The 26,385-nt window shown below is 43.4% G+C and carries 22 protein-coding genes and 1 riboswitch; all 22 genes read left to right on the top strand.

The window, feature by feature from the left end:
- Window positions 1–156: 156 nt before the first annotated feature.
- The 22 genes from G459_RS0125835 to G459_RS0125705 all read left to right on the top strand — a co-directional run bounded on the left by G459_RS0125835 (window position 157) and on the right by G459_RS0125705 (window position 26,235).
- Complete coding sequence (locus G459_RS0125835) at window positions 157–864, top strand: hypothetical protein (protein WP_026970167.1); 708 nt, start codon at window positions 157–159, stop codon at window positions 862–864.
- A gap of 159 nt (window positions 865–1,023) precedes the next feature.
- A riboswitch (cobalamin riboswitch) is annotated at window positions 1,024–1,224 on the top strand.
- A gap of 158 nt (window positions 1,225–1,382) precedes the next feature.
- Complete coding sequence (gene metE, locus G459_RS0125830; protein ID WP_026970166.1) at window positions 1,383–3,689, top strand: 5-methyltetrahydropteroyltriglutamate--homocysteine S-methyltransferase; 2,307 nt, start codon at window positions 1,383–1,385, stop codon at window positions 3,687–3,689.
- Between the two features lie 252 nt (window positions 3,690–3,941).
- Window positions 3,942–4,499 carry a PAS domain-containing protein gene (locus G459_RS0125820; protein WP_026970165.1) on the top strand — a complete coding sequence of 186 codons (558 nt, stop codon included), beginning with the start codon at window positions 3,942–3,944 and terminating at the stop codon, window positions 4,497–4,499.
- Between the two features lie 632 nt (window positions 4,500–5,131).
- Complete coding sequence (locus G459_RS0125805) at window positions 5,132–7,120, top strand: M1 family metallopeptidase (protein ID WP_026970163.1); 1,989 nt, start codon at window positions 5,132–5,134, stop codon at window positions 7,118–7,120.
- A gap of 504 nt (window positions 7,121–7,624) precedes the next feature.
- Window positions 7,625–7,777 (top strand): hypothetical protein, encoded by a 153-nt coding sequence (locus G459_RS30080; RefSeq protein ID WP_157373462.1) that lies wholly within the window; start codon window positions 7,625–7,627, stop codon window positions 7,775–7,777.
- Between the two features lie 959 nt (window positions 7,778–8,736).
- Window positions 8,737–9,732, top strand: coding sequence for a mannose-1-phosphate guanylyltransferase (locus tag G459_RS0125785; RefSeq protein WP_026970162.1), 996 nt, complete (start codon window positions 8,737–8,739; stop codon window positions 9,730–9,732).
- Window positions 9,733–9,792: 60 nt separating this feature from the next.
- Window positions 9,793–10,734 (top strand): UDP-glucuronic acid decarboxylase family protein, encoded by a 942-nt coding sequence (locus tag G459_RS0125780; RefSeq protein WP_026970161.1) that lies wholly within the window; start codon window positions 9,793–9,795, stop codon window positions 10,732–10,734.
- Window positions 10,735–10,798: 64 nt separating this feature from the next.
- Entirely contained in the window at window positions 10,799–11,755 is a 957-nt protein-coding gene (locus tag G459_RS0125775; protein WP_026970160.1) for a GDP-L-fucose synthase family protein, read from the top strand.
- Window positions 11,756–12,216: 461 nt separating this feature from the next.
- The gene (locus G459_RS0125770; protein ID WP_026970159.1) at window positions 12,217–13,527 is read left to right on the top strand and encodes a nucleotide sugar dehydrogenase; all 1,311 of its coding nucleotides are present in this window, start codon (window positions 12,217–12,219) and stop codon (window positions 13,525–13,527) included.
- Window positions 13,528–13,531: 4 nt separating this feature from the next.
- Complete coding sequence (locus tag G459_RS0125765) at window positions 13,532–14,659, top strand: DegT/DnrJ/EryC1/StrS family aminotransferase (protein ID WP_026970158.1); 1,128 nt, start codon at window positions 13,532–13,534, stop codon at window positions 14,657–14,659.
- Complete coding sequence (locus tag G459_RS0125760; RefSeq protein WP_026970157.1) at window positions 14,656–15,228, top strand: acyltransferase; 573 nt, start codon at window positions 14,656–14,658, stop codon at window positions 15,226–15,228. Before G459_RS0125765 ends, G459_RS0125760 begins: the two co-directional genes overlap by 4 nt.
- 2 nt (window positions 15,229–15,230) lie before the next feature.
- Window positions 15,231–16,202, top strand: coding sequence for a Gfo/Idh/MocA family protein (locus G459_RS0125755; protein WP_026970156.1), 972 nt, complete (start codon window positions 15,231–15,233; stop codon window positions 16,200–16,202).
- Window positions 16,203–17,390: a UDP-N-acetylglucosamine 4,6-dehydratase gene (locus G459_RS0125750; protein WP_026970155.1), complete on the top strand. Its 1,188-nt coding sequence runs from the start codon at window positions 16,203–16,205 to the stop codon at window positions 17,388–17,390.
- The gene (locus tag G459_RS0125745) at window positions 17,390–18,532 is read left to right on the top strand and encodes a LegC family aminotransferase (protein ID WP_026970154.1); all 1,143 of its coding nucleotides are present in this window, start codon (window positions 17,390–17,392) and stop codon (window positions 18,530–18,532) included. Before G459_RS0125750 ends, G459_RS0125745 begins: the two co-directional genes overlap by 1 nt.
- Window positions 18,522–19,145 (top strand): acetyltransferase, encoded by a 624-nt coding sequence (locus G459_RS0125740; protein ID WP_026970153.1) that lies wholly within the window; start codon window positions 18,522–18,524, stop codon window positions 19,143–19,145. Before G459_RS0125745 ends, G459_RS0125740 begins: the two co-directional genes overlap by 11 nt.
- Window positions 19,142–20,155, top strand: coding sequence for an N-acetylneuraminate synthase (neuB, locus tag G459_RS0125735; RefSeq protein WP_281171909.1), 1,014 nt, complete (start codon window positions 19,142–19,144; stop codon window positions 20,153–20,155). The genes G459_RS0125740 and neuB overlap by 4 nt, the downstream gene beginning before the upstream one ends.
- Window positions 20,156–21,313, top strand: coding sequence for a UDP-N-acetylglucosamine 2-epimerase (neuC, locus tag G459_RS0125730; RefSeq protein ID WP_026970151.1), 1,158 nt, complete (start codon window positions 20,156–20,158; stop codon window positions 21,311–21,313).
- Between the two features lie 2 nt (window positions 21,314–21,315).
- Window positions 21,316–22,368 (top strand): nucleotidyltransferase family protein, encoded by a 1,053-nt coding sequence (locus G459_RS0125725; RefSeq protein WP_026970150.1) that lies wholly within the window; start codon window positions 21,316–21,318, stop codon window positions 22,366–22,368.
- 170 nt (window positions 22,369–22,538) lie between these two features.
- Window positions 22,539–23,222, top strand: coding sequence for an acylneuraminate cytidylyltransferase family protein (locus G459_RS0125720; RefSeq protein ID WP_026970149.1), 684 nt, complete (start codon window positions 22,539–22,541; stop codon window positions 23,220–23,222).
- Window positions 23,219–24,478 carry a lipopolysaccharide biosynthesis protein gene (locus tag G459_RS0125715; RefSeq protein WP_026970148.1) on the top strand — a complete coding sequence of 420 codons (1,260 nt, stop codon included), beginning with the start codon at window positions 23,219–23,221 and terminating at the stop codon, window positions 24,476–24,478. Before G459_RS0125720 ends, G459_RS0125715 begins: the two co-directional genes overlap by 4 nt.
- Window positions 24,471–24,971, top strand: coding sequence for an acyltransferase (locus G459_RS0125710; protein ID WP_026970147.1), 501 nt, complete (start codon window positions 24,471–24,473; stop codon window positions 24,969–24,971). Before G459_RS0125715 ends, G459_RS0125710 begins: the two co-directional genes overlap by 8 nt.
- Complete coding sequence (locus G459_RS0125705; RefSeq protein ID WP_026970146.1) at window positions 24,952–26,235, top strand: hypothetical protein; 1,284 nt, start codon at window positions 24,952–24,954, stop codon at window positions 26,233–26,235. Before G459_RS0125710 ends, G459_RS0125705 begins: the two co-directional genes overlap by 20 nt.
- Window positions 26,236–26,385 lie beyond the last annotated feature (150 nt).

Genomic DNA, 26,385 nt, shown 5'->3' with positions numbered 1-26,385 from the left:
AGGGAGCTTTTGCGGCAAAAGGCTGACAAATCGACTGTAAATCGGGTCGGGGGATCCGTCTCGAGCTTTGAATGAGCGGCTTATGATCTGCCAAATTTTCCCGTATGTAGGTAAAAAATGTCAGAAATGTGTATTTTAATCCAAACCTTGAAACCTATGCGAACCCTACCTAAGAACTGGATCACCGAAGGTCTGATCGATTTTGAGTACAAAAAGTACCAACTCCTGGCATATCTGCAGGAAGCAGAGCGGGAGTTTCAGGCAGTCAAACTCTATCCCATGCTGTCAGACCTGATCGATCACCACCGGCTGTTGCATGAGCTGGAATCCGGCAAGACGGAACTGAGCAAGCTCTTCCCAAAAGCGCTCAATGGCATAGACTTCAGGAATGCGCAGCTGCAGTTTGAGAAGAAAGTCGAAGACGGAGAGATCATGAAGGAGGTCTCGCAGATCGCAGAGTATGCACTGCCGCGGATTGCGACTCAGATCGAGGAGGGGAAGTCAATCTATAATTTTGTCGAGGAGCAGGTCGAGTTTGAGCCCGTGGGCATTCAACCCATCTACAACCGGGAGGGATTTATCCTGATGACACGGGAAAGCAATCCGGACGTACACGCCTTTCGTTACAAGTCCAACCTGCTTCAGATGGCAGGGGAGAAGTTTCGAAGTATTACGTTCTGGTTTCTGGGGATTTTTCAAAAAAACCTCTTCAACACGCTGGAAAGGCTGAAGATGCAGCTGATCCGGGAAGTAAAGGAACTTCCCAATCCCGCCACTTGGCGGCTTCACAGTCATCACGCGGTGCCGATCGAGGAGACGCTGGTACCGATCTCCAAGCGCTTGGTCTTGCAGCAGATCAGCTAAACTGATTTTCCAAGCGCTGTGTACTGTCGTCTGTCGACCGTTGACGAAGGCCGCTATTAATGACCCGCAGCCAAAATGGGATTAGCCAAATTTCGAAATCCCTGACATTGCCTCGGGTTTTCTTCTTACTTTCGCCCCGTACGTTCTTTTGTTCATCTTAAACTCAAAGCCGTTTGCGGTTTCCCTTCCGGGGAATTAATAAGGAACCATGTGAAAATCATGGACTGTCGCGCAACTGTAATCCTGTTCTGATTTTTTGTCAGAAAACAGCCCTATCCAAGAATGCCATTGTCCCGAAAGGGATGAGAAGGCGGGTAGTGTCAGGAAAGTCAGGAGACTTGCCACAAACGCATTGACATTGCTTTCGCGATCTGAAGCCTATGTCAGGCATTGAACCATCCATTCCACTTTTGCCCGGGGGATTGGTGTGTCTTTTTCTGATATTTTAGTTTGCGTAAGTGATACGTTTAATTGCTCAAAGGCTGCAATAAACTATTTCTAATTTTAAAGCAAACAACATGCTGACGCACAACCTGGGCTATCCGCGAATTGGTAGCCAACGTCAATTGAAAAAAGCCTGCGAAGACTATTGGGCGGGAAAATCCACACTCCAGCAGCTCCTCCACACGGGGAGCAAGATCCGGGAAGAAAACTGGCTGCTGCAAAAGCAGGAGGGAATCGACCTCATCCCGTCTAACGACTTCTCGTTTTACGACCAGATCCTTGACATGTCCCTGATGGTCAATGCGATCCCGGAGCGGTTTCACGAGATCGTCCTGAGCGGGAAAAAATCCGAAACCGACCTGTATTTTGCCATGGCCCGTAGTTTCCAAAAGGACGGGATGGACATCACCGCCTTGGAGATGACCAAATGGTTTGATACCAATTACCATTATCTGGTTCCGGAATTCCGCAAGAACCAACCCTTCAAGCTGTTCTCGACCAAAATCATTGACGAATTCAATGAAGCCAAACAGCTCGGTATCCAGACCAAACCGGTGCTGATCGGGCCGGTTTCTTATCTTCTTTTGGGTAAAGAAAAGGAGAGCGGATTTGACCGGATTGATCTGATCCCAAACCTGCTGCCGGTCTATCTGGAGATCCTCAAGCGACTCGAAAAAGCCCATGTGGAGTGGGTTCAGTTTGACGAGCCGTTTCTTGCCCTGGACTTGGGAGAAAAAGAACGGGAGGCATTCACGTATGTTTATACCCAGATCCGGAAGGAATTCCCCAAGCTAAAAATCCTGCTGGCAACCTATTTTGAAGGGTTGGATGGGCAAGGTTCGCTGGCGGCCTCCTTGCCGGTGTGTGCCCTGCACCTCGATTTGGTCAGAAATGCCGATCAGCTCCCGGAACTGCTTTCTGTGATTCCTGAAAAGATGTCACTTTCTTTGGGAGTCGTCGACGGCCGGAATATCTGGATCAATGACCTGGAAGCGTCCCTTAAAACCATCCATGAGGTGGTAGACAGATTGGGCGAAGCCCGTGTGATGATTGCGCCGTCTTGTTCGCTCTTGCATGTTCCCTGTGACTTGGCGCTGGAGACGGATGAGCATATCCTATTGCCTGAGATCAAAAGCTGGATGGCTTTTGCGAAGCAAAAACTCCGGGAAGTAGCCTTGCTGAAGAATCTGGCAAAGAATGGAACGAAGGACTCGGGAGGTTTTCTAAAAAATCAAGCTTCACTAGCAGCTCGGAAAACTGCTCCGTTGATTCATGATCCTCAGGTAAAAGCACGGGTGGCTGCAATCACTCCCGCGATGTCTTCGAGAAAATCGGCCTTTGCTCTCAGAAAGCAAAACCAGCAGAAAGTGCTCAATCTGCCAGTTTTTCCGACCACGACTATTGGCTCTTTTCCTCAAACCAAAGAGGTAAGATCCTGGCGGGCCAAACTGAAAAAAGGGGAACTCAGCCCCGAAGAATACGATCGGTTGCTCCGCGAAGAAACCACCGAACTGATCAAATGGCAGGAGGAGATCGGACTCGATGTACTGGTACATGGAGAATACGAGCGCAATGACATGGTGGAGTATTTTGGCGAGCAGCTCAATGGATACACCTTTTCGAAGAATGGCTGGGTGCAGAGTTACGGCTCCAGGTGTGTGAAGCCGCCGATCGTCTTTGGGGACGTATCACGACCCAAAGCAATGACCGTGTATTGGGCTGAGTTTGCCCAGTCGCTGACTCCGGTACCTGTAAAAGGGATGCTGACCGGGCCGGTGACGATCTTGCAGTGGTCGTTTGTACGGGACGATCAGCCGAGGTCTGAGACAGCCTATCAGATTGCTTTGGCGATCCGTGATGAGGTGCAGGATCTGGAAAAAGCCGGAATCAGGGTCATTCAGATCGACGAGCCTGCGATCCGCGAAGGGCTGCCCCTTCGGAAAGCTGACTGGCCGGGCTATCTGGATTGGTCGATCACCGCATTCCGGATCTCTTCCACGGGTGTCGAGGATGAAACCCAGATCCATACGCACATGTGCTACTCGGAATTCAATGACATCATCCGGGATATCGCAGATATGGACGCCGACGTGATCACCATCGAGTGCTCACGGTCTCAGATGGAGCTTCTGGACGCTTTTGGAGAGTTCAACTATCCCAACGACATCGGGCCCGGAGTGTATGATATCCATTCTCCGCGAGTGCCATCCCAGGAGGAGATGATCTTTTTGTTGAAAAAAGCGCGAGCGGTCATTCCAGAGCAAAACCTTTGGGTGAATCCGGATTGTGGATTGAAAACCCGGCACTGGCCTGAAACCAGGGAAGCCCTGATCCAGATGGTCGGTGCTGCCAAGGCGCTTAGAGAACCTGTTTTAGTCTAAATGAGCCATTGGAGGTCAGTACCGCGTGGAGCTGACCTCCTTTTTCATTTAATGAAATTCCAAATGGCCTTTAAAAATCGAATATGTGTATCCGTGATCTTGGACGTAGCCAGTGATTATAAAGGTGTGATGCTGGCCTTTGGCAAATTCCCCCTTCCTAAGGGGGCTAGGGGGATTTAAAATTCAATTTAAATTCAAATTTCTTGGATACATGCAACATTCCAAATAGTCATAAAGTCTAACTATAATCATATGAAAAGCCGAATTGATCTAAACGAGATGATCTGCTTGGATGTGTTCCTCGGAAGATTAGGACAAGATCCGGATCCGGAATTGGATTCCCAACTTGTGCCTTCTCAAGTCTCTCATCCGCTATTGGCATGGGATATTGCTTCTCAGAGAAGATTTCAAACTCCCGCGTCTAAGGCTATCCGAAAGCTTCGTGAGCTTGCGAAGCTTCACAAGTGGACCCTCGACATTTCTCTTTTTTTGAGGAAAGATTTTGATGCCTTGGTAGTGACTGATCTGGATCAGGTGATCGCTTGGGTGAGTGATGGATTTGAGGAAATGACGGGTTATTGTCCATTAGAGGTTGTAGGCCAAAAACCCAATCTTCTTCAGGGACCGAAAACCAGTCTTGAGTCCAAAAAAAGGATCAGAGAAGCAATCATGAAAAAGAGACCGATGAAGGCCACACTCCTTAACTACAAGAAAGACGGAACAGCCTACCGATGCAGGATAGAGGTCATCCCGATCTTTATCGATTCTCAAACACACACCCATTTCTTGGCCATCGAGAAATCAATCTGATCATCACAAAAGTCTTGGCTTTTTCCTCTGCGCTCTTAAAAAAAAACGCATGAGACCGATAATGAGGATTGAAGTCTGCCATACGGCAGGAATGGGTCATAATGAGCCTCTCTTTTTTCTCGGTGGTAAATTTTTGCCGGGGGTGGGTTTATAGCTATGCTGCTTCTCCTGAAGCAGTATACGGAGAGTTGTGAATGGTCCAACTTCTGGAGAAGCAGGACAACGGGCGATTTGAGCCGTTTGGGTACCGAAAGCCTTAACTTTTTTCTCTACTCTCTCAAAAACAGCAAGAGACCGAAATAAGGCTTGAAGTCTGCCATACGGCTTCAATGGCAAATATCATATTCTCCTTTTTCTCTCTGTAGTGGAATTTTTTTAATGGATTTTTTCACCACGGAGGACACAGAGAAGAGGGATCATTTCCATCATACGACCGTAATTGCCAAAATCAGCCTCTCTTTTCTCTGTAGTAAAATTTTCGCGACGTTGTGCGCCGGAGGAACCGCAAAAACTTTTATCTGGAATCCCAATGGTTTTAGGTGGAATTTGCCAGTTAGGGTGCCACCGGACAGATTTACTCAGGATTTTCACCCAAAAATCCCTAAGTTTTCTGCTCAGATTAAACTACCACTATGAGAAAACTACTCCTATTACTTCTGGCAAGCACCTCAGTCAGTCTTGCTCAGCAAAACAACCGGCTTCCACAAAGATCCTCCGTGGAGACTTCCCAACGTGAAATCCGCCGTGATGTCCCCATGACCAACTCGATCCGAAAAGCATTCGACGCAGGAACCCGTGATTTTTCGGGAAAGCCGGGCCCAAATTATTGGCAGTTGGAAACCGACTTTACGATTCAGGTAAGTCTGGATCCACACACCCAGACGCTCACAGGAACAGAAAAAATCCTGGTTCACAACAACAGTAAGGACGATTGGGATAGAATTGTACTCAGACTCGACCACAATATATTCAGAGCGGATGTGCCCCGTGGCTTCTCCACTCCAGCGGAGCAAACTGAGGGAATGGTGGTCACCCGTATCAACGTGGCCGGTGAATCCATCGACCTCACGGAGATTCGGATGGGACGAAACCAAGCCCCCAAGCCGGGAGTGAGCGGGCTTACCAAGACCGTGGCCACCGTTTACCTTGCCCAGCCGATCAAAGCAGGTAGCAAGACAGAAGTAGAGATTGACTGGCATACCAAATTGCCTGGCGGCCCGAATGGAATGGGGCACCGGATGACGCAGCGCTTTGACAGCACGCTCTTTCAGCCAACCCAATGGTTTCCCAGATTGGCGAAGTATGACGACCTCAGAGGATGGGAAACGAGCCCCTATCTAGGCCCGGCAGAGTTTTTCAATAATTTCGGAAAGTTTGATGTATCCATCACGGTACCTGGAGGTTGGATCGTGAGCGGAACAGGGATCCTGCAAAATCCGAAGGAAGTGATGACGGCGGCTTCGCTCGAGCGCTTTGGGAAAGTCCTGGAATCTGATGAGGAGACCACTATTGTCGGCGAAGAGGAAAGAGGACCCGGCAAAGCCACCGCTGCAGGAGAGAAGTTGACATGGCACTTGGTCGCAGACAGGGTGAACGACTTTGCCTGGGCTGCGTCAGCGGATTTTATCTGGAAAGGCACCCGGGCAAATATCCCCGGCAAGGGCTATGTCCCTATCTATATGGTGTATGAGCCTGAGCGAGCGGCCTCTTACGCGAATGCCGCTAAGATCACGCGTCACGCGATGGAGTTTTACTCCAAACTTTGGGCACCGTATCCATTCCCCCAGCTCACACTTCAGGACGGGCCAAGCGCAGGCATGGAATACCCGATGGTGATCAATTCCAATCAGGGAGCAGCTGATCACGAGACAGCCCACCAATGGTGGCCGATGATGCTGGGCACGAACGAGACCCGGTATGGCTGGATGGATGAGGGATTCAATCAGTATATGAACATTCTTTCGGGCGCAGACTCGAAAGGCGTCCCGGCAAAATTGGACGGGCTGGGGCAGATGTATGGGCGGATCAGTGGGAGCGAAGACGAGGCTCCGCTGATGTGGAGTGCAAATGATGCAGGTACCGGGTATGGCTTTCAGACTTATCAGAAAACACCACTCATGCTCTCCATGCTTGGCGGCATCGTCGGGGACGAGGCGGTGGTCAATGCAATGAAAAAATACACTGCGGCCTGGGCCTTCAAGCATCCCTCACCCTGGGATTACATGTTCTTCATGAACCACGAACTGGGACAAAATCTGGAGTGGTTCTGGTACTACTGGCTGTTTACAACGGAGTCTGTCGAAGGCTCCATCGCCAATGTCAGCACAGAAGGCAGCAAGACTACTGTTACCGTGAAGCAGGCGGGACAAATGCCTTCGCCGGTGGTTCTCAAGGTGGAATTTGAAGCCGGAAGTGAAGCGCTCAAAGCATCGCCTAACTCAAAAGTCCTCGACGAAAATACAGTCGAGGTGACCTGGCCAGTCGATGTATGGTGGGAGGGACGCAGAACCTTCGATGCGGTGCTGGACTTCGGCCCAAGAAAGATCAAGAAGATTACCCTGGATCCTCACGGACGCTTTCCAGACGGGGAGATTTCGGACAACGTCTGGCCGAGGGAGTAGGAAGAATCAAGAATCAAGAAATAAGACGCTAGTATCAAGACATTAGATATGAGAACCGGATCAAGAAGGAGTTCTCACTCGGAGTCCTGGAAAATCAGAAATATGAATATCCGTTTTTGCACCCGTCTCTGAAATCTAGTATGAAGTACCAAAGGTCCGCCGCCTGGTATCTTTTGCTGAGCTCGGTCGGTGAACTCGTGAACCATTCAATCCCAAAAGCAAAGGAATTTAGTTTAGTGGTACAACTGCGGATAATGAAGAAATAAAAAAACAGCCTTTCCTCTACTGGAAAGGCTGTTTTTGCTTATTAGGTCACCCGTACAAAGAGCTTCGCGCTTCACGTTTTGAGGTACTTTGCAGTGGACTGTCGACCGTCGTCTGTTGACCGAAATCCAATCGCTAAATCCTAAACCCAAGCGAAACCACCAAACTTCTTCCGTCTGACGGCCAGATCCCCCCGATTCCTCTGCCTTTGCGACTTCGCGGTGAGAAACTCTATTTTAAATGGCAATATGGATTGAAGTCCGTCATACGACCGAAATGACCAATACCAGCGTCTCCCGTCCTCTGTGGTTGATTTTTTTCAATGGAATTTTTGGCGTTTTGGGCGATGTAAATCAGGTGAAAAAGCCAGTCAAAAGCCTCCGCAGCGCATGAACTTATTCAGTTGGCTCACAAGGAGTTTTAGTAATTTGACTCACTACCGCCGATAAACTCACCAATATTGGCCGATTGAGGCTAGCTTTGAGCCTTGGAATGTGATGATGTAATGTGGCTTTGACTCGGGGTAGAGCGGTTAGATTTGTGGATTTCTGGGTAAAACTGGCCGAATTTTATGCGCTGGACTTGAATTTGGGATTTCTGTTATCAAATCGTTAATCAGACTGGAAAATCCCGAAACGACGCTATTTTGCAGCCTCAGGAAACTTCAAACTAGTTGATGTCGACTTGTTTGTTTTCCCGGGGAATTGGTTTTGGATGTGTTCCGGGAGGTCGATTTAGACGGGCTGCTGAATTTGGCAAGCACTTTGATTGCGCCGATCTGGGTTTTTGTCAGCAGATTGGTGGAAGTGCAGACGTTGGACTGGAGTCAGCCAAATCTCGCCTCAGATAAGACCCCTTGTGACAAAAAGCATTTTTGTTAATATAAAAAAATCGATAAAAAATAGGATAATAAATGAGTACAAAAATTGCTCATTTGCTACCTTTGCGACAATAAAATCAATTTAAAAGCCTCAAATTTTCATTTTTGGGGCCGTTTTTTTGATAAAATTGCTAATTCCAGAGTTTTGGGTGCTTTGAAACAAAGCCCCCGGACTTGCTAAGACCGAGCGAGAAAATAGGAGGAAATTGTAAGAGACCAAGGCGATTGATTCGTCTGACTTTACCGTAGCTTCCTCTAATCTTCAAGCGAAATGGGACTGAAAGGGCGAAGCTGTGTCTGCCTGTATAGACCATTAACACCCACCGCGTGGTCAAGTTTAGGCAAAGTAGATTTTGTGATATTTGATATTTGCTGTTAATTCGGATTCAAGATGCGATTCCCGTTCTTCTAATCGGAGTGGGATTTAGTAGCTATGTGTTAAGAGTTTTTTAAAATTATCCAGATATACGAGATGAATTCAGTTAACGTAATACTTTCCGGCGGGGTTGGCTCGAGACTTTGGCCATTATCGCGAAAGACCAGGCCAAAGCAATATCTGCCTATCTTTGAAGGGCAGACACTTTTTCAAAAGACAGCACTGAGAAATAAGAGCTTTTGCGACCATGTGATCGTAGTGGGCAATTGTGACAACTATGAACTTTCCCGGACCGATTTGGCGAATGCCGGGATCGGCCGCTACTCAGAGATCATAGAAGCCTGTCCGAGAAATACGGCTGCGGCGATCGCTTTTGCGGCTTTTAAAGCAGACCCGGAAGATATTCTATTTGTAACCCCTTCCGATCACCTCATACAAGCGGAGGAACTCTACGCGGCGGCAGTTTCTAGGGCGATGCAGCTTGCTGATGACGGATTCATTGTAACCTTTGGTTTGAAACCGACCAAGGCAGAGACTGGCTTTGGGTACATCGAATCAGACGGAGAAGACGTAAAGAGTTTTAGAGAAAAGCCTGACCTCGCAACAGCGCAAAGCTTCCTCGAACAGGGAAATTTCTATTGGAATTCAGGTATGTTCTGCTTTAAAGCGGGAGTTTATCTAAAGGAGCTTCACGAATTGGAGCCTGAGGTTTTTTTGGCTTCTAAGGAGGCATATGAAAATTCAGCGTCGGGCAAACTGGACTTGGGCTTATCCATGCGTATTCCGTCTATATCAGTAGATTATGCTGTAATGGAGAGGACCAAGAAGATAAAAGTTGTGCCTTCCCTTTTCCAGTGGTCGGATATGGGTTCGTTTGAATCCATATGCGAATATCTGGAGGAATCCGGGCATCCAAAAGACGGGCTTGGAAATATGGTCATCGGAACGTCGCTCCATACTGAGTTTACGGGTTTGTCAAATACGATATTAATTCACACTTCTGATGCTATCTTGGTGCTCCGAAAAGAGAATGCCCAAGATGTAAAGAAGGTGTATGAGCGTTTGGAACGTGAGCGCCCCGAATTGGTCTAAAGGACTATCTAACAACTTATTAACTCTACCCCTAAACCTTTTAATTTTCAACTCTTACAAATGAAGCGAATTCTTGTCACCGGAGGCGCCGGTTTTTTGGGCTCACATCTTTGTGAGCGACTGTTGAATGAGGGGAACGAGGTGCTCTGCGTGGACAACCTTTTTACAGGAAGAAAGTCCAACGTCCACCATCTGATGGACAATAAGAATTTTGAATTTCTTCGACACGACGTTACTTTTCCACTCTATGCAGAAGTGGATGAGATCTATAATTTAGCCTGTCCGGCAAGTCCTGTTCACTACCAGTTTGACCCCGTACAAACAACAAAAACATCGGTGATTGGGGCGATTAACATGCTGGGCCTAGCCAAAAGACTTCGGATAAAGATCCTTCAGGCAAGTACCTCCGAAGTATATGGTGATCCGGAAGTCCATCCGCAGCCGGAGTCCTACAAAGGCAGTGTTAGCACCACGGGGATTCGAGCCTGCTATGATGAAGGAAAACGCTGCGCAGAAACCTTGTTTTTTGACTACCATAGACAGCACAAGGTGGCCATCAAGGTGATGAGGATCTTCAACACCTATGGTCCAAGAATGCATCCAAATGACGGTAGAGTTGTAAGTAATTTCATCGTCCAGGCCCTAAAAGGTCAAGACATTACCATCTTCGGGGAAGGCAAGCAAACCCGGAGCTTCTGTTATGTCGACGACAATATTGAGGGAATGTATCGCCTGATGAACTCCAGAGATGGATTTACCGGTCCGGTCAACATCGGCAATCCCGGGGAGTTTACCATGTTGGAACTGGCGGAATTGGTGATCGCCCTGACCGGTAGTAAGAGTAAGCTGAAATTTTTAACCCTGCCCCAAGACGACCCGATGCAGCGTCAACCGATTATTGATCTGGCAAAGAAAGAGCTGGACTGGGAACCCAAAATAAATCTTCGTTCCGGCCTTGCAAAGACGATTGCGTATTTCGACGAACTGTTGAAAAATAGTTAATCGTCAGAGGGTCTTGTTATAAAGTCGTTCATCAAATAACCACCAATTACTAATCTTTCCCCTTTTGAGTCAAAATAACAACACTAAAATCTACATCGCGGGACACCGGGGCATGGTCGGCTCGGCAATCTGGAGGGCATTGGAAGCAAAGGGCTATTCCGATTTAATTGGAAGGACGTCTGCGGAACTGGATCTTCGAAATCAACATGCGGTCGATGATTTTTTCTCTACCGAAAAGCCGGAGGTGGTGATCGATGCAGCAGCGAGAGTGGGGGGGATTATGGCAAATAACACCTTCCCGTACCAGTTTTTGATGGAGAATATGCAGATTCAAAATAATCTGATCGACGCCTCATTCAATACGGGGGTACAGAAATTTATCTTTCTGGGTTCCTCCTGCATCTATCCCAAACTGGCACCGCAACCTCTAAGGGAAGACTACCTGCTCACTGGGCCATTGGAGCCAACCAACGAATGGTATGCAGTTGCGAAGATTACGGGGGTGAAAGCCTGCGAGGCTATCAGGATGCAATATGGCAAAGATTATATTTCTCTGATGCCGACTAACCTTTACGGCCCCTTTGATAATTTCGATCTCAATACCTCCCATGTGCTTCCTGCCATGATCCGGAAGTTTCATCTCGCCAAAGAGAGCGGGAACTTACCTGTCGAATTATGGGGTTCTGGCACTCCCATGCGGGAGTTTCTGTTTGTTGAAGATCTTGCTGATGCCGTGGTGTTCGCTCTGGAAAATGAATTCCATGATAACCTTTATAATGTCGGAACCGGGACGGATCTGACTATCAAGGCCCTTGCAGAGCTGGTCCAAAAGATCGTCGGCCATACCGGCGTTATTATCTGGGACTCGAGCAAGCCTGACGGTACCCCCAGAAAGCTGATGGATGTCTCCAAGATGGAAAAAGCCGGATGGACGGCCAAGATTGGTTTGGAAGAAGGAATAAGGATGACTTACGGGTGGTTTTTGGAGCATCAGGGCTCCTTCAAAGAATTGAAGATCTAAATTTGATGTCAGTGGGTCAGGGTGAAATACTCGCGCTTTAACCCTTAATGACTTTAACATGTCTTACTTTTTCCTGAGAATCCCGAATAGGAACTCTGATCAATATTGTAAAGTAGCCCCTATTGCCGGTGTGACCGGCCACGATGGCTCTCGCCGAACTGGACTTTTATTGGAAAGACTTTACGTTCAATGGTATCAAAGGTCGAACTTCATCTTGCAACACTCAGCGATCAAGCACAGCTATCAGGATGAACATCAAGTGCACGTCGGTTTTCGGTTACACTACTGCGATTTGACTGGTCTACCAATTTCCCACACTATAGTAGAAGTGTATCCGGGGAGGTTTACAATTTGGAGGCGATATGCCAGTGAGGGTAATCGCGATGAATAAAACCTTTACAAATAACCTTTAACGATTTTACATTTAACCATTACATTACGATTAACAAACCAACTTTTAAATGCTTACTAACTTAGAAAACAGTAAAATAGCCATCATCGGTCTCGGATATGTGGGACTGCCACTGGCGGCTGCTTTTGCAGAGAAATTCAGAACCGTCGGCTATGACATCGATCCTAAGCGTGTCGATGAGTTGCAAAAGGGCCACGACCGGACCCTGGAAGTTGAAGATGCACATTTACAGTCGGTCTTGGTCAAGAGTTCACTGGACCTGGACGACAAAGGAAAAGGACTGCTGATTACTGATGCTGTTTTGCCGATTTCCTCTGCCAATATCTACGTCGTGACAGTGCCAACCCCGACGGACAAGCACAACCGCCCGGTTCTTACACCCATGCTAAAGGCCTCGGAAGCAATCGGGAAAATCCTGAAGAAAGGAGATGTAGTGATCTATGAATCGACTGTCTATCCCGGGGTTACAGAGGAAGAATGTATCCCGGTACTGGAGAAAGTCTCCGGATTGAAGTATAACGAAGACTTCTTTGCAGGCTATTCTCCTGAGCGGATCAACCCGGGAGACAAGGAACATACCGTTACCAAGATCTTAAAGGTAACCTCAGGCTCCACACCCGAAGTAGCGGAATATGTGGATCAGCTCTATAAAGCCGTCATAACAGCAGGCACCCATAAGGCTTCTTGTATCAAAGTTGCCGAGGCAGCGAAGGTCATAGAAAACTCCCAACGGGATATCAACATCGCCTTTGTGAATGAGCTGAGCAAGATCTTTAACCTTCTTGGGATTGATACCCAGGAGGTACTGGAGGCTGCAGGAACGAAATGGAATTTTCTTCCCTTCCGTCCGGGATTGGTGGGAGGCCACTGCATCGGGGTAGATCCGTTTTATCTAGCCCAAAAGGCCCAGGAGGTTGGATACCATCCAGAGATTATCCTCGCTGGTCGCCGTCTCAATGATTCCATGGGCAAGCATGTGGCTACGGAGACGATCAAACACATGATGCGGAAGGACCTAAAGGTGATCGATTCTAAGGTGCTGATCTTGGGTTTTACCTTTAAGGAGGATTGTCCCGATGTCCGAAACACCCGGGTGATCGATATTTATAATGAGTTGAAGTCGTTCGATATGGATGTCTGCGTCTACGATCCGTGGGCGAATCCAGCAGAGGTAAAGCACGAGTATGGCATTGATGTGATCAATGGAGGGGAAAAGCCCGATCTTGAGGATTATTCGGCAGTTATTCTGGCTGTGGCCCACAAAGAATTCAAATCTTGGCCAATCCAGGCTTCAAGTAATTGTGTTGTTTTTGATGTGAAATCGGTTTTGAAAAAAGAATTGGTGGATTCAAGGCTTTAACAATATGGAAAAGATCCAGATGGTGGACTTGAAGTCCCAATATGACAGAATAAAAGACAAGATAGATGATGCTATCCAAGAAGTAATTAATGAGACCGCTTTTATAAATGGTCCCCAGGTGAAAGAATTTTCTGATGCTTTAGCAGCATATACGGGCGCCAAATATGTAATTACCTGTGGCAATGGAACGGATGCGCTACAGATCGCGATGATGGGCTTGGGATTCCAGCCCGGTCAAGAAGTAATAGTTCCTGCGTTCACATACGTTGCAACCGCCGAGGTCATCGCATTGCTGGGACTTAAACCTGTTTTTATCGATGTAGATCCGGATACTTACGGTATGGATGTTGCCCAACTCAAGTCAAAGTTGACATCCAACACCGTGGGAATAGTGCCTGTTCATCTTTATGGACAATGCTCTAATATGGAAGCTATCTTGGAGTTTGCTAAGACACACAATCTAAAGATTATCGAAGATACCGCTCAGGCCATCGGTGCCAAATACACTTTTTCCGATGGCCGGAAAATGCAGGCAGGCACGATGGGCGATGTAGGAACAACTTCTTTCTTTCCTTCCAAAAATTTGGGTTGCTATGGGGACGGAGGAGCGATGTTCACCAATGATGCGGCTTTAGCTGAGAAGCTCCGAATGATCGCTAACCATGGCCAAAAGAAGAAATACCATCATCACATTGTAGGCGTTAACTCCAGGCTAGATACCCTGCAGGCCGCGATTTTGAATGTAAAACTTCAATACCTCGATAGATATACGGCCTCCAGAAATGAAGTTGCTGACAGATATGATAATGCATTTCTCGGCCATGAGTATGTTAAAAAACCGGTGAGGGTGCCAAATTCTACCCATGCATTCCATCAGTATACTGTCCAGATAGAGGGAGATAGGAGGGATGATCTAAAAGCATATTTGGCTGAGAAGGGAGTACCATCGATGGTTTACTATCCTATCCCCCTGCATCTACAGGAGGCATACCAAGATGCCGGATTTAAAAGAGGACAATTTCCGGTTTCTGAATCATTGTGTGAGAAGGTACTTTCACTTCCCATTCATACGGAGATGAAAGCCGAGGAACAAGAGTACATAATTGAAACTGTAAAAGGGTATTTTAAATGAAGGACTATTTCGTGCACCAAAGTGCCTATATCGACGAAGGCTGCGAAATCGGAGCGGGAACAAAAATCTGGCATTTTTCCCATATCATGCCAAATTGTAAGATCGGAAAGGGGTGTAATATCGGTCAAAATGTAGTGATCTCTCCAGAGGTAGTACTTGGAAGTAATGTCAAAGTTCAAAACAACGTTTCCATCTATACCGGAGTAACCTGCGGAGATGATGTGTTTTTGGGCCCTTCTATGGTATTTACCAATGTCATCAATCCAAGAAGTGCGGTGAACCGCAAGTCTGAGTATGCCAAGACCCATGTGGGAAAGGGTGCCACTATTGGAGCTAATGCGACAATTGTCTGTGGCCACGATATTGGTGCCTATGCATTTATCGGTGCTGGCGCGGTAATAACTAAAAATGTCCCAGCCTATGCACTGATGGTAGGCAATCCTGCAAAACAAATCGGCTGGATGAGCGAATATGGTTCCAAATTGATCTTTAATGAGCAGGGTAGTGCTAAATGCACAGAGACAGGTGATCTGTACTTGCTCCAAAATAACCAAGTAACAAAATCATGACAATGAAGAATTTTGCTTTAATAGGTGCTGCTGGATATATCGCACCACGACATATGAAGGCGGTAAAGGATACCGGAAATGTTCTTTTGGCTGCGTATGACAAGTTTGACAGTGTAGGAGTGATGGACAGCCATTTTCCGGATGCTGATTTTTTCACTGAATTTGAACGGTTCGACCGACACGTAGAAAAATTGAAGCGCACAAGTAACCCAATCGACTATGTAAGTATCTGCTCTCCAAATTATCTGCACGATTCACATATCCGATTTGGGTTACGGGTGGGGGCGAATGTAATCTGTGAAAAGCCGTTGGTTCTCAATCCCTGGAATATTGATGCCTTGGCGGAAGTAGAAAAGGAACATGGAGCAAGGGTCTTCAATATTCTTCAGCTAAGGTTACATCCTTCTATTATCGCGCTGAAAAAACAGATCGAAGAGAGCCCCAAAGATAAGATTTATGACATTGACTTAGCCTACATCACATCAAGAGGCCACTGGTACTATACGTCCTGGAAAGGGGATGTAAGTAAATCAGGAGGGATTGCCACTAACATAGGGGTCCACTTCTATGATATGCTGACTTGGGTATTTGGAGCGGTGAAGCAAAACGTGGTCCATTTACACACCCACGATCGTGCCGCTGGCTACTTTGAATTGGAGCGGGCAAGAGTTAGATGGTTTCTGAGTATCAACGCAGATACGCTTCCGGAGGCGGTGAAAGCTCGGGGTGGGCGGACATATCGGTCGCTCACAATGGAAGGGACGGAAATCGAATTTAGCGACGGATTCACTGAATTACATACGCATAGTTATCAGCATATCTTGGATGGACACGGATTTGGTCTAGAGGAAGCTCGACCAAGCATTGAAATAGTCCAAAATATAAGACATGCAGAACCGATAGGACTGACAGGTGATTATCATCCTTTAGCCAAAAGCCCTTTGACAGAACACCCTTTTTCAAAAAAACAGTAAATGAGATTACTTAGTTTAATAGGTAGGAGCGAAGTGTTGTTTCAAAAGGATATTCTAAGTAGAGAACCTGAGATTTCTGCTATCGTAGGAAATTCTCGATTTTTGGTCCTTGGCGGTGCCGGATCTATCGGACAGGCTGTAACTAAGGAGATTTTTAAAAGAAATCCATTGAAACTTCATGTCGTGGACATCAGTGAAAATAACATGGTCGAATTAGTTCGCGACATTCGGAGCTCTTTCGGTTACATCGATGGAGAATTTAAGACCTTCGCTCTCGATATTGGCTCTGTGGAATATGACGCGTTCATAAAAGCTGATGGTAAGTATGATTATGTCCTCAATCTATCTGCATTGAAGCATGTTAGGAGTGAGAAAGACCCTTTCACCCTAATGAGGATGATAGAGGTAAATGTTTTTAATACTGATAAAACGCTTAGTCAGTCAATCAAAAATGGCGTTAAAAAGTATTTTTGTGTCTCCACAGACAAAGCCGCAAACCCGGTGAATATGATGGGAGCTTCTAAAAGGATCATGGAGATGTTCCTCATGAGGCGAAGTGAAGATATTAGCATATCGACAGCCCGCTTTGCCAATGTGGCTTTTTCTGATGGTTCTTTACTTCACGGATTTAACCAGCGTATTCAGAAGCGACAGCCAATCGTAGCCCCATCAGACATAAAGCGCTATTTCGTTACCCCGCAGGAGTCCGGGGAACTGTGTCTGATGTCGTGTCTGTTTGGTGAAAACCGGGATATATTTTTTCCAAAATTAAGCGAAAGCCTCCATTTAATTTCCTTTGCTGACATAGCTATTAAGTATTTGGAGCAATTGGGGTACGAAGCTTACTTATGCCACTCGGAAGAAGAGGCGAGGCAATTGGTCAATCCATTGACTGAGGAAAAAAAGTGGCCTTGTTATTTTACCAAAAGTGATACTACAGGTGAAAAAGATTTTGAAGAGTTTTATACTGACCAGGAAACCCTGGATTTAAATAGCTTCGATAATCTAGGTGTAATCAAAAACCCATTGACGATAGAGAGAAGTAAACTTGAATTATTTGAGGAGAAAATTTCGAATCTAAGAAATGAAGGAGAATGGGAAAAAGAAGATATCGTTGACCTTTTTCATGTTATGATTCCGGATTTTGGGCATAAGGAAACTGGTAAATACTTAGATTCTAAGATGTGATGAACAAATTTCAGGAAACGATTCGTTTTGTTCGCGAGAGCTTCAATACGAGCAAATTTATACCGTTGCATGAGCCCCGTTTTCGGGGTAATGAAAAGAAATACCTTAACGATACAATAGATTCTACCTTTGTTTCTTCAGTGGGCGCATATGTGGATAAATTTGAAGAAATGATGCAGCAGATTACGGCAACGTCAAAAGCAGTTGCAGTAGTTAACGGTACCTCTGGAATACAAGTAGCTTTAAGACTTGTCGGTGTTAAGGCGGGGGACGAAGTACTCACACAAGCCTTAACTTTTGTTGCGACAGCAAATGCTATCGCATATAACGCTGCTCACCCGGTTTTTTTGGACGTGGATCGTGATACAATGGGGCTTTCTCCGACTGCAGTCAGTAATTTCCTTGAAGAGTTTGGTGAACTTCGCGAGGATGGGTGCTATAACAAACGGACCGGAAATAGAATTGCAGCATGCCTGCCTATGCATACCTTCGGTTTCCCAGTTCGAATCGATGAATTGGTAGTTGTTTGCAAAAAGTGGGGAATCCCTCTAGTTGAAGATGCAGCTGAGTCTTTGGGTAGTGAATTTCACGGAAAACCAACAGGTAGCTTTGGCGATATTGGCGTGTTTTCTTTTAACGGAAACAAAATAGCCACTTGCGGGGGCGGAGGGGCAATAGTAAGTAGTTCTTTATCCCTGGGTGAAAAAGCCAAATATCTGACAACTACTGCCAAAAAGCCGCACCCCTTTGAATATTATCATGATGAATTGGGCTATAATTTCAGGATGCCCAATCTTAATGCCGCCCTTGCCTGCGCTCAATTGGAACAGTTAGATTGTTTTCTATCCGAAAAAAGAAAACTAGCAGAAGAGTATGACCATTTTTTCAAGGCGCAAGACATTAAATTCCGTACTGAGAGACCTAATACAAAGGCAAATTATTGGTTAATGTGCGTTGAGCTAGAAGATAGAATGGAAAGGGATTCTTTCTTGAAGGAGACGAACGACTCAAAGGTAATGACCCGTCCAATATGGCAATTGTTGTATAAATTACCTATGTATAAGTCCTGCATACGGGATGAGCAGCAGAACGCGGAGTTTTTGGAAGAACGTATCGTCAATATTCCGAGTAGTGTCAAATAGGGAAGTGACGTTGGTTGGGTATTCGGGCCATGGGTTTGTTGTGGCCGAGGCGGCTTTTCTGTCAGGCTTGCAACTAACAGGCTACATCGAGCTCAGAAAAAGCGTTTTAAACCCATTTGACTTGAAATATTTGGGAAATGAAATGGATGATGACTTTGATGAGTGGGAAACTGACAAGAATTACATTCTTGGAATTGGTAGCAATGAAGTGAGGAAAAGGATTGCAGACTATATTCTATCAAAGAAAAGAAAGCTTCTAAACGTCATTCATCCAACCAGTTCCATTTCAAAAACCTGTATTATGGGCTTTGGGAATTTTATCTCCAAGAACGTTTCTATTAATCCATTAGCAAAAGTTGGCGACCTTTGTATTGTCAATACTGGTGCCATAGTAGAGCATGAATGTGTGATTGGCGATGCCGTACATATAGCTCCAGGAGCCGTTTTAGCGGGGAATGTAAGAGTAGGTGATCTAAGTTTTATAGGTGCAAATGCTGTGATCAAACAAGGGGTTCGAATTGGAAAAAACGTTGTCATTGGAGCGGGTTCGGTAGTGTTAAAAGATATTGAAGATCATCAAAAAATAGTTGGAAATCCAGGCAGAATAATATGATTAACAGAGTGCTTATAATTGCGGAAGCAGGTGTCAACCACAATGGGGATATTGAACAAGCTAAAAAACTTATTGATGCTGCTGCTGAGTCCGGCTCAGATTATGTAAAGTTTCAAACTTTTAAAGCGTCAAAATTGGTAACCAAATCTGCCGGTCGCGCGGATTACCAAAATTCCAACACTGGCAATACAGATTCTCAGTATGAGATGCTGAAAAAATTGGAATTGTCTGAAGATGCACATCTAGAGCTAATTTCTTATTGTAAATCAAAGTCAATCAAGTTCCTTTCCACCGGTTTTGATCTTGATAGTTTAGGGTTTTTATATAATATTGGGATAGACCTTTTTAAGATTCCTTCTGGGGAAATTACAAATCTTCCTTATTTGCGTAAGATTGCGAGTTTTAATAAGCCAGTAGTTATGTCAACCGGCATGGCGTCCATGGGTGAAGTCCAAGAAGCTTTCGAAGTTCTACTTGATGGAGGCATTGCAAAAAGCGATATTACCGTAGTCCATTGTAATACTGAGTATCCAACGCCTATGGAAGATGTCAATCTTAGAGCAATGAATGACATTGGAAGGAAATTGAATGTTAAAATAGGGTATTCTGACCATACATTAGGAATCGAGGTTCCTATTGCAGCTGTGGCTTTGGGTGCAACTGTTATTGAAAAGCATTTTACTCTTGATCGAAATTTGCCGGGACCGGATCACAGGGCTTCTTTAGAGCCGGCTGAGCTGAAAGAGATGGTTAGGACGATTCGAAATATAGAAAGAGCTATTTCCGGATCAGGAATCAAAGAACCCTCTTCATCTGAAATAAAAAATAAGTTTGTGGCACGTAAGAGTATCATTGCTGTGAAACCTATTAGAAAGGGTGAGACTTTAAGCGAATCAAATCTGGGGGTTAAGCGCCCTGGTATAGGAGTGAGTCCTATGAGATGGGATGAGGTAGTGGGATCCACTGCCATGAAAGATTTTGAACCGGAAGAGTTAATTGTTTTAGAGTAAGTGAAAAAAATTGCCGTCGTCACAGGGACAAGAGCTGAGTTTGGGCTTTTAAAACCTCTTATCGATCAAATTTTTCGGGGTAACAGATATCAGTTGCAACTTATTGTTACTGCCATGCACCTTTCGCCTGAGTTCGGCTATACTATACAGGAGATTGAGAAAGACGGTTACCCAATAGCAAAAAAAATAGAGTGTTTACTTTCTTCAGATACTGCAGTTGGTATAACAAAATCTGTTGGATTGGCTATGATAGGATTTGCCGATGCAATAGATGAATTGAAGCCAGATTTGATATTCATTCTGGGAGACCGTTCTGAAATGTTGGCAGCAGCTACAGCTGCAATGTTCGCAAATATTCCCATAGCACATATTCATGGCGGGGAAACGACAGAAGGAGCTTATGACGAAGGAATTCGCCATGCCATTACAAAGATGAGTTCGTTGCATTTTGCTTCGACAGAGATCTACCGAAAGCGTATAATTCAATTGGGAGAACACCCTGACAGGGTGTTTAATGTCGGGGCCATTGGGTTGGATTCAATTCGAAACCTTAAATTATTGAGTAGAGAAGATTTTGAAAAATCAATAGGATTTAATTTAAGCAAGAGAAATATATTAATCACTTATCATCCTGTTACCTTAGAAAATAATTCCGCGGAAGAGCAATTCAAAGCTGTACTTAATGTATTTAGGACTCTTGAGGAAACTCATTTTATTTTCACCCATGCCAACTCGGATAGGGACGGACGAATAATCAATCACATGATCTCACAATTCGTAGCCGAGAACAATGAGATTGCTATTGAGTTTAGATCATTAGGTCAACTACGCTATTTGTCTTGTATTCAGTATATGGACATGATTGTCGGCAATTCTTCGAGTGGAATTCTAGAAGTCCCCTATTTTAATGTGCCCACTATTAATATTGGAGATAGACAAAAAGGAAGAGTCATGCCTGAAAGTGTAATTAATACGCTTCCCAATGAAACAGAGATAGCCGCTGCTATAATTAAGGGATTAAGTACTGAATTTCGGGATAGGATAAAGAATCAAAAGCAACATTATGGAAATGGAGATACTGTAAATCAAATTATGAAAGTACTGTCAGATCTACCTTCGGTAGACATTAAGAAAGCATTTTTCAATCTAAAATTTTAACAATGAATTTGGAGAACTTACTCATTCATAAGGGTAAAACAATTCTGGATGCCTTACAAAAGTTGAATGGTATCCTGTATATTAGTCATATCAGCAGGCTGATCTTGTTTGTGGTAGATGATGACAACACCATATTAGGATCCTTGACTGATGGCGATATTCGCAGATCTTTGCTTAAAAATGCTGACTTGTATATATCTACTGGTCAGATCTGTAACAGAGATTTTGTTTTTGAAAGAAAACGTGAAGGATTTTTGGATCTCCAACAATTTCGAAAAAGAGATATAAAAATTCTACCTATTCTAGATGAATTTGGAAAACTGGTGAAAATCATCGATCTGGAAGTCATAAAATCTCAACTTCCCTTGGAATGTATGATCATGGCCGGTGGTAGAGGAAAGCGGCTAAGCCCACTAACGGATACCATTCCTAAACCCATGTTGCCTTTGGGTGAAAAACCAATCATTGAGAACAATATAGATCGCTTGATTTCTTTCGGAATAAAAAAGATATACATCTCTGTCAAATACTTGGGCGAGCAGATTGAACAGTATTTTGGCGATGGAAGCAATAAGGGGATTACGATAGTGTATATTAAAGAGGATAAACCACTGGGCACAGCGGGCGCCTTATCTCTTGTGGATCATTTTGAAACAGAACATATCTTGGTGATGAACAGTGATCTGTTTACAGATGTGGACTTTGAAGAACTCTATTTAGCGCTGATAGAACAGAATGCAGATATGGCTGTTGCTTCCACAGAGTATAAGGTTGACATACCCTATGCGATTTTTGAAACGAGAGATACACGTGTGCTGGATTTTAAAGAAAAGCCTTCCTATGTTTATCATTCAAATGCCGGCATTTACATCTTGAAAAAAGAACTCGTGCATCAAATTCCGAAAAATGAGTTTTACGATATCACCGATCTAATGGGGGAGTTAGTTAAGGGTGGCGGGAAGTTAATTCATAACCCAATACTGGGCTTCTGGATAGATATTGGTAATCCTGTGGATTATAAACAGGCTCAAGAACTAGCAAAACATGTTTATTGACTTTTTGATTATACCGCTCTTATTTATTTTACAGCAAATCGGTTAATTATCTAGTTTTAGTGTATGATTGTTCATTTTAATGTATATGCTGAGAAAATTGCATGAATTTTATTGTTCTATCAGTACATTTAGATCTCTTAATAGAGCCTACTTATTTAAATTAATTTAAATTGAAACCATTGATAATAATTCCCGCCCGGGGAGGGTCCAAAGGGGTGCCTCGGAAAAATATAAAATTATTAGGAGGTAAACCTTTGATATATTATACCATTGAGGCTGCAAGGTCAGTATTTAAAGATGAAGTGATATGTGTATCTACGGATGATCTTGAGATAAAAGATATTGTTGAGAAAACTGGCCTAAAAGTTCCTTTCTTAAGGCCCACCGAATTATCCACAGATTTAGCGGGTTCTGCGGAAGTAATAGATCATGCGATTAATTTTTACGAATTTCAACTTGGTTACGTTCCTGATACTATAATATTGCTTCAGCCAACTTCGCCGTTTAGGAATTCAAACCATATTGTGGAAGCATTAAAATTACTTGACGGCAACTGCGATGCCATTTATTCAGTAATAGAGACTAAATCAAATCCCTATTTTGTTTTGGTGGAAGAGTCCCCGGAAGGGTGGCTTAAAAAGATGTTAGATGCTCCGTATACCAGAAGACAGGATCTTCCTACTGTTTATGAGTTAAATGGAGCTATATATATATATAGCAGGGATTTTTTAAAAAATAGAAATTTGTCAAGTAAGATTCGAAAATTCGTCATGGATAAGAGATTTTCCCTCGACATCGATGAGGACTTGGATTTTAAAATTGCTGAATTTTTTCTTGAAAAGAATTTACTGTGATATCTAAACTAAGGCAGTCTAAGTTGTTTAGGGAGGCATCGCTATACACGACAATTAATATTTTTGATAAGCTGATGCCCTTCCTTTTACTCCCGGTTTATACAAGAGTGATCTCTAAAGAGGCAATGGGAATTTTTGTGCTATATCAAGCATTGGTTCAGCTTTTTATTCCGATACTAACACTATCCCTTCAAAACTCAGTAATTCTTAATTATTATAATCTAACAAAGGAAAAGTTCTCCTCTTATTTTACAATAAGTTTAATGGTTTTCGTGATTATTTTTTCTTTCTTTTCCACTATTACTATTGTCTTTGTTGATGAATTATCTAGTATTTCAGGTTTTTATGAAGAGGGATTCTACATTTTGCTGGGGATAATATTCTTTCAGTACATTAGTGAGTTAAGACAAGCTATTTGGAGAAATGAAAGAAAGGTTTCTAAGTTCGGAGTGTACACTATCATCCAAACACTCTTAAAAAGTGCATTTTCAATAATACTTGTGGTTTTCACATCTCTTAGTTGGAAAGGAATTCTATTGGGTTATCTCTTGGGTTATATATTCGCGGCAATTTATAGTATTTTCTCCTTTATGAAGGGGGATCTTTTTAAATGGAGTTTGATTGATGCGAAGAAATTCGTCTTAGATGGTCTGAGAATTTCATTTCCAATTTCTTTGCATAGAATATCAGCTTGGGCAGGAGCCACCATCAATAGAGTCGTTGTAAATAATAAAATGGGGTCTTCTTACACTGCTAGTTTTGGAATTGCCTCGACGTTTAATATTATTGGAACAGTACTTTTCGACGCTTTAAATAAAGCATATGTTCCGTCGCTTTTTGAAAAATTGAGCAAACCCAGGCAAAGTATGGATGTTCAAATATTGCGGATGGTTCGGATCTACTATGCCATTGTAATATTTGTAACGGTTGCACTTTCAGCATTTGGTTATTTAGCCGTCGGAATGTTATTCGGGGAAGAATATTCTTCATCGCGTTCGTTTATTATCCCCTTGACTCTTGCAACTGGATTTTCTGGTTTGTATAAAATCCATGTTAATTTTATTTTTTATTCAAAAAAGACATACTATATTACTGCAATTACGCTGTTTACGGCCCTAATCAATATTCCTTTATCTGTCTATTTGATTTCTAACTATGGTTTAGCTGGAGCAGCCTATTCTGTGTTTGTTGTGAATTTGATTTATTATATAATGAGCTATTTGATTTCCAAGAAAATTAGAGAAAGATATGTATAGTAAATTACGGTTTTTAATCAGACGAAAGTATTGGACTTACAGGGTTAGGCGGGCAATTGGTGGTTCTTTAGGAATTTTGTTTGCTAATGGTCCGACATATTTAACGAGGGATACGTTTCTCGGCTCAAATGTTCATTTTAATGGCTTGCGAGTAGTTGGAAGGGGTAGATGTGATATAGGTAATAATTTTCATTCTGGATCTGGATGTATTATATTTACACATTACCATAATTTTGATGGGGGTGCTGCTATTCCATATGACAATAGTTATATAGTGGAAAATGTTGTCATTAAGGATAATGTCTGGATTGGAATTAACGTCATTATATTAGCTGGTGTCACGATAGGAGAAGGTGCTATCATTCAGGCCGGAAGTGTAGTTGTTAATAACATTCCTGATTTAGCCATCGCGGGTGGTCATCCTGCGAGAGTCTTTAAATATAGAAATAAAGATCATTACTTTAAGTTGGTTCATGAACAAAGATATTTTTAGATTTCTAAATTTTAGCGAGTTGCTAGATTTAAACTACAATCTAAAAGAGGATTTTCAGATCCTTGAAAAGTTTCCTCAGAGATATTCTTCCAACTTAATTAAGCCGATTTGTTTATTTTTTTCTTCTTTTTTTAAGTCCCTTTTTAATGGGTTATATAGGATGCCGGCATTAAAAAGTGAAGTTTATTTGGCTGTTAGTTCTTCAAAAAATAACAATAAAGTTATCCTTCCCATTAGTGAAGGTTTAGATAGATGTCTCGTTATTGGTCCAAGTTTGGGAAACTCTTTTCCTAGATTTTTAGCTCATTTATATGCTTTACCCTACTTTTTTCATTTGATTGGGTTGGTGAGGAACTTAAAAGGATATGACAGGCGAGTGGCGATTTCCTTCTTTCATCTATTTTGGATAACATTTGGATACTTGAGAATTTGGAATAAGATTCTGTCTAATAGTAATATCAAAGTGGTTATTTTTTCAAATGATCATTTGGCGTATTATAGGACCCTTACGTTTATCTCCAAAAAACTGAGTATCCTTACTGTTTATCTTCAGCATGCTGGTATTTCTGAAAGGTTTCCTCCGCTAAGTTTTGACTATGCCTTACTTGATGGCGAAATATCAAAAGATAAATACATGGTTCAGAGCAGAGACTCCAAAACAAACATTCTTCTATTGGGTTCTGTAAGGTTTGATAAGATTGCTAGATTGCGATTCTCTAGAACTGATTCTAGATTAATTGGTCTTAGCTTGAATTTGCTAGATGATGAATTTAAAGTTGTAGGGATATTGAAGGCAATTTCTGTTTCAAATTTGTTTGGAATTGTGGTAAGATTTCATCCTGGGTTTAGTGCCGGTAGGAAATTGAAATTAAAGGAGTTATTTGGTGGTTATGTTCAGGATTTTAGTGACCCTGATATTGAACCTTTAGAGTTGTACCTGTCTCGAATAAGGCTCCATTTGTCTGGGGTTAGTTTTATCCATTTTGAAGCAATACTGTCCGGGATTAATTCTTTTAAAATTGAAACTTCCAGTTATGCTGGAGATCCCTATGGTTTTTCTGATGAATTTGTAATTCAAACCCTAATTGATTTTGATATTTTGAAAAATGAACAGAATTGGATATTGAGTGAGTTTCAAATGGAGTATCTTCGAAGTTACGTTGCGAATTATGATTCTTTGTTGGACGGCGAAGAAACTCTTCCAAAATATCTGGAAGTTCTTAGAGATATTTATTTTGACGACCATAATATCCTGAGAGATTGATTCCCTTTTTTTTAGTAGTAGCGGGTTTTGTATTTTCTATTCAAAAACCGTATAAAATTTTGATTTTTGGATTTGTAATCCAATTTTTCCTTCTTTGGTTTACTTTGAAGTTTTTTCCCAATGATTATAGCTCAGTTGGGACGTTAAACA

The sequence above is a fragment of the Algoriphagus terrigena DSM 22685 genome, assembly GCF_000429445.1.
In the GTDB taxonomy this organism is placed as follows: Bacteria; Bacteroidota; Bacteroidia; order Cytophagales; family Cyclobacteriaceae; genus Algoriphagus; species Algoriphagus terrigena.
Note: the sequence above shows the minus strand (reverse complement) of the source record. Positions and strands in the feature narration are given on the sequence as shown.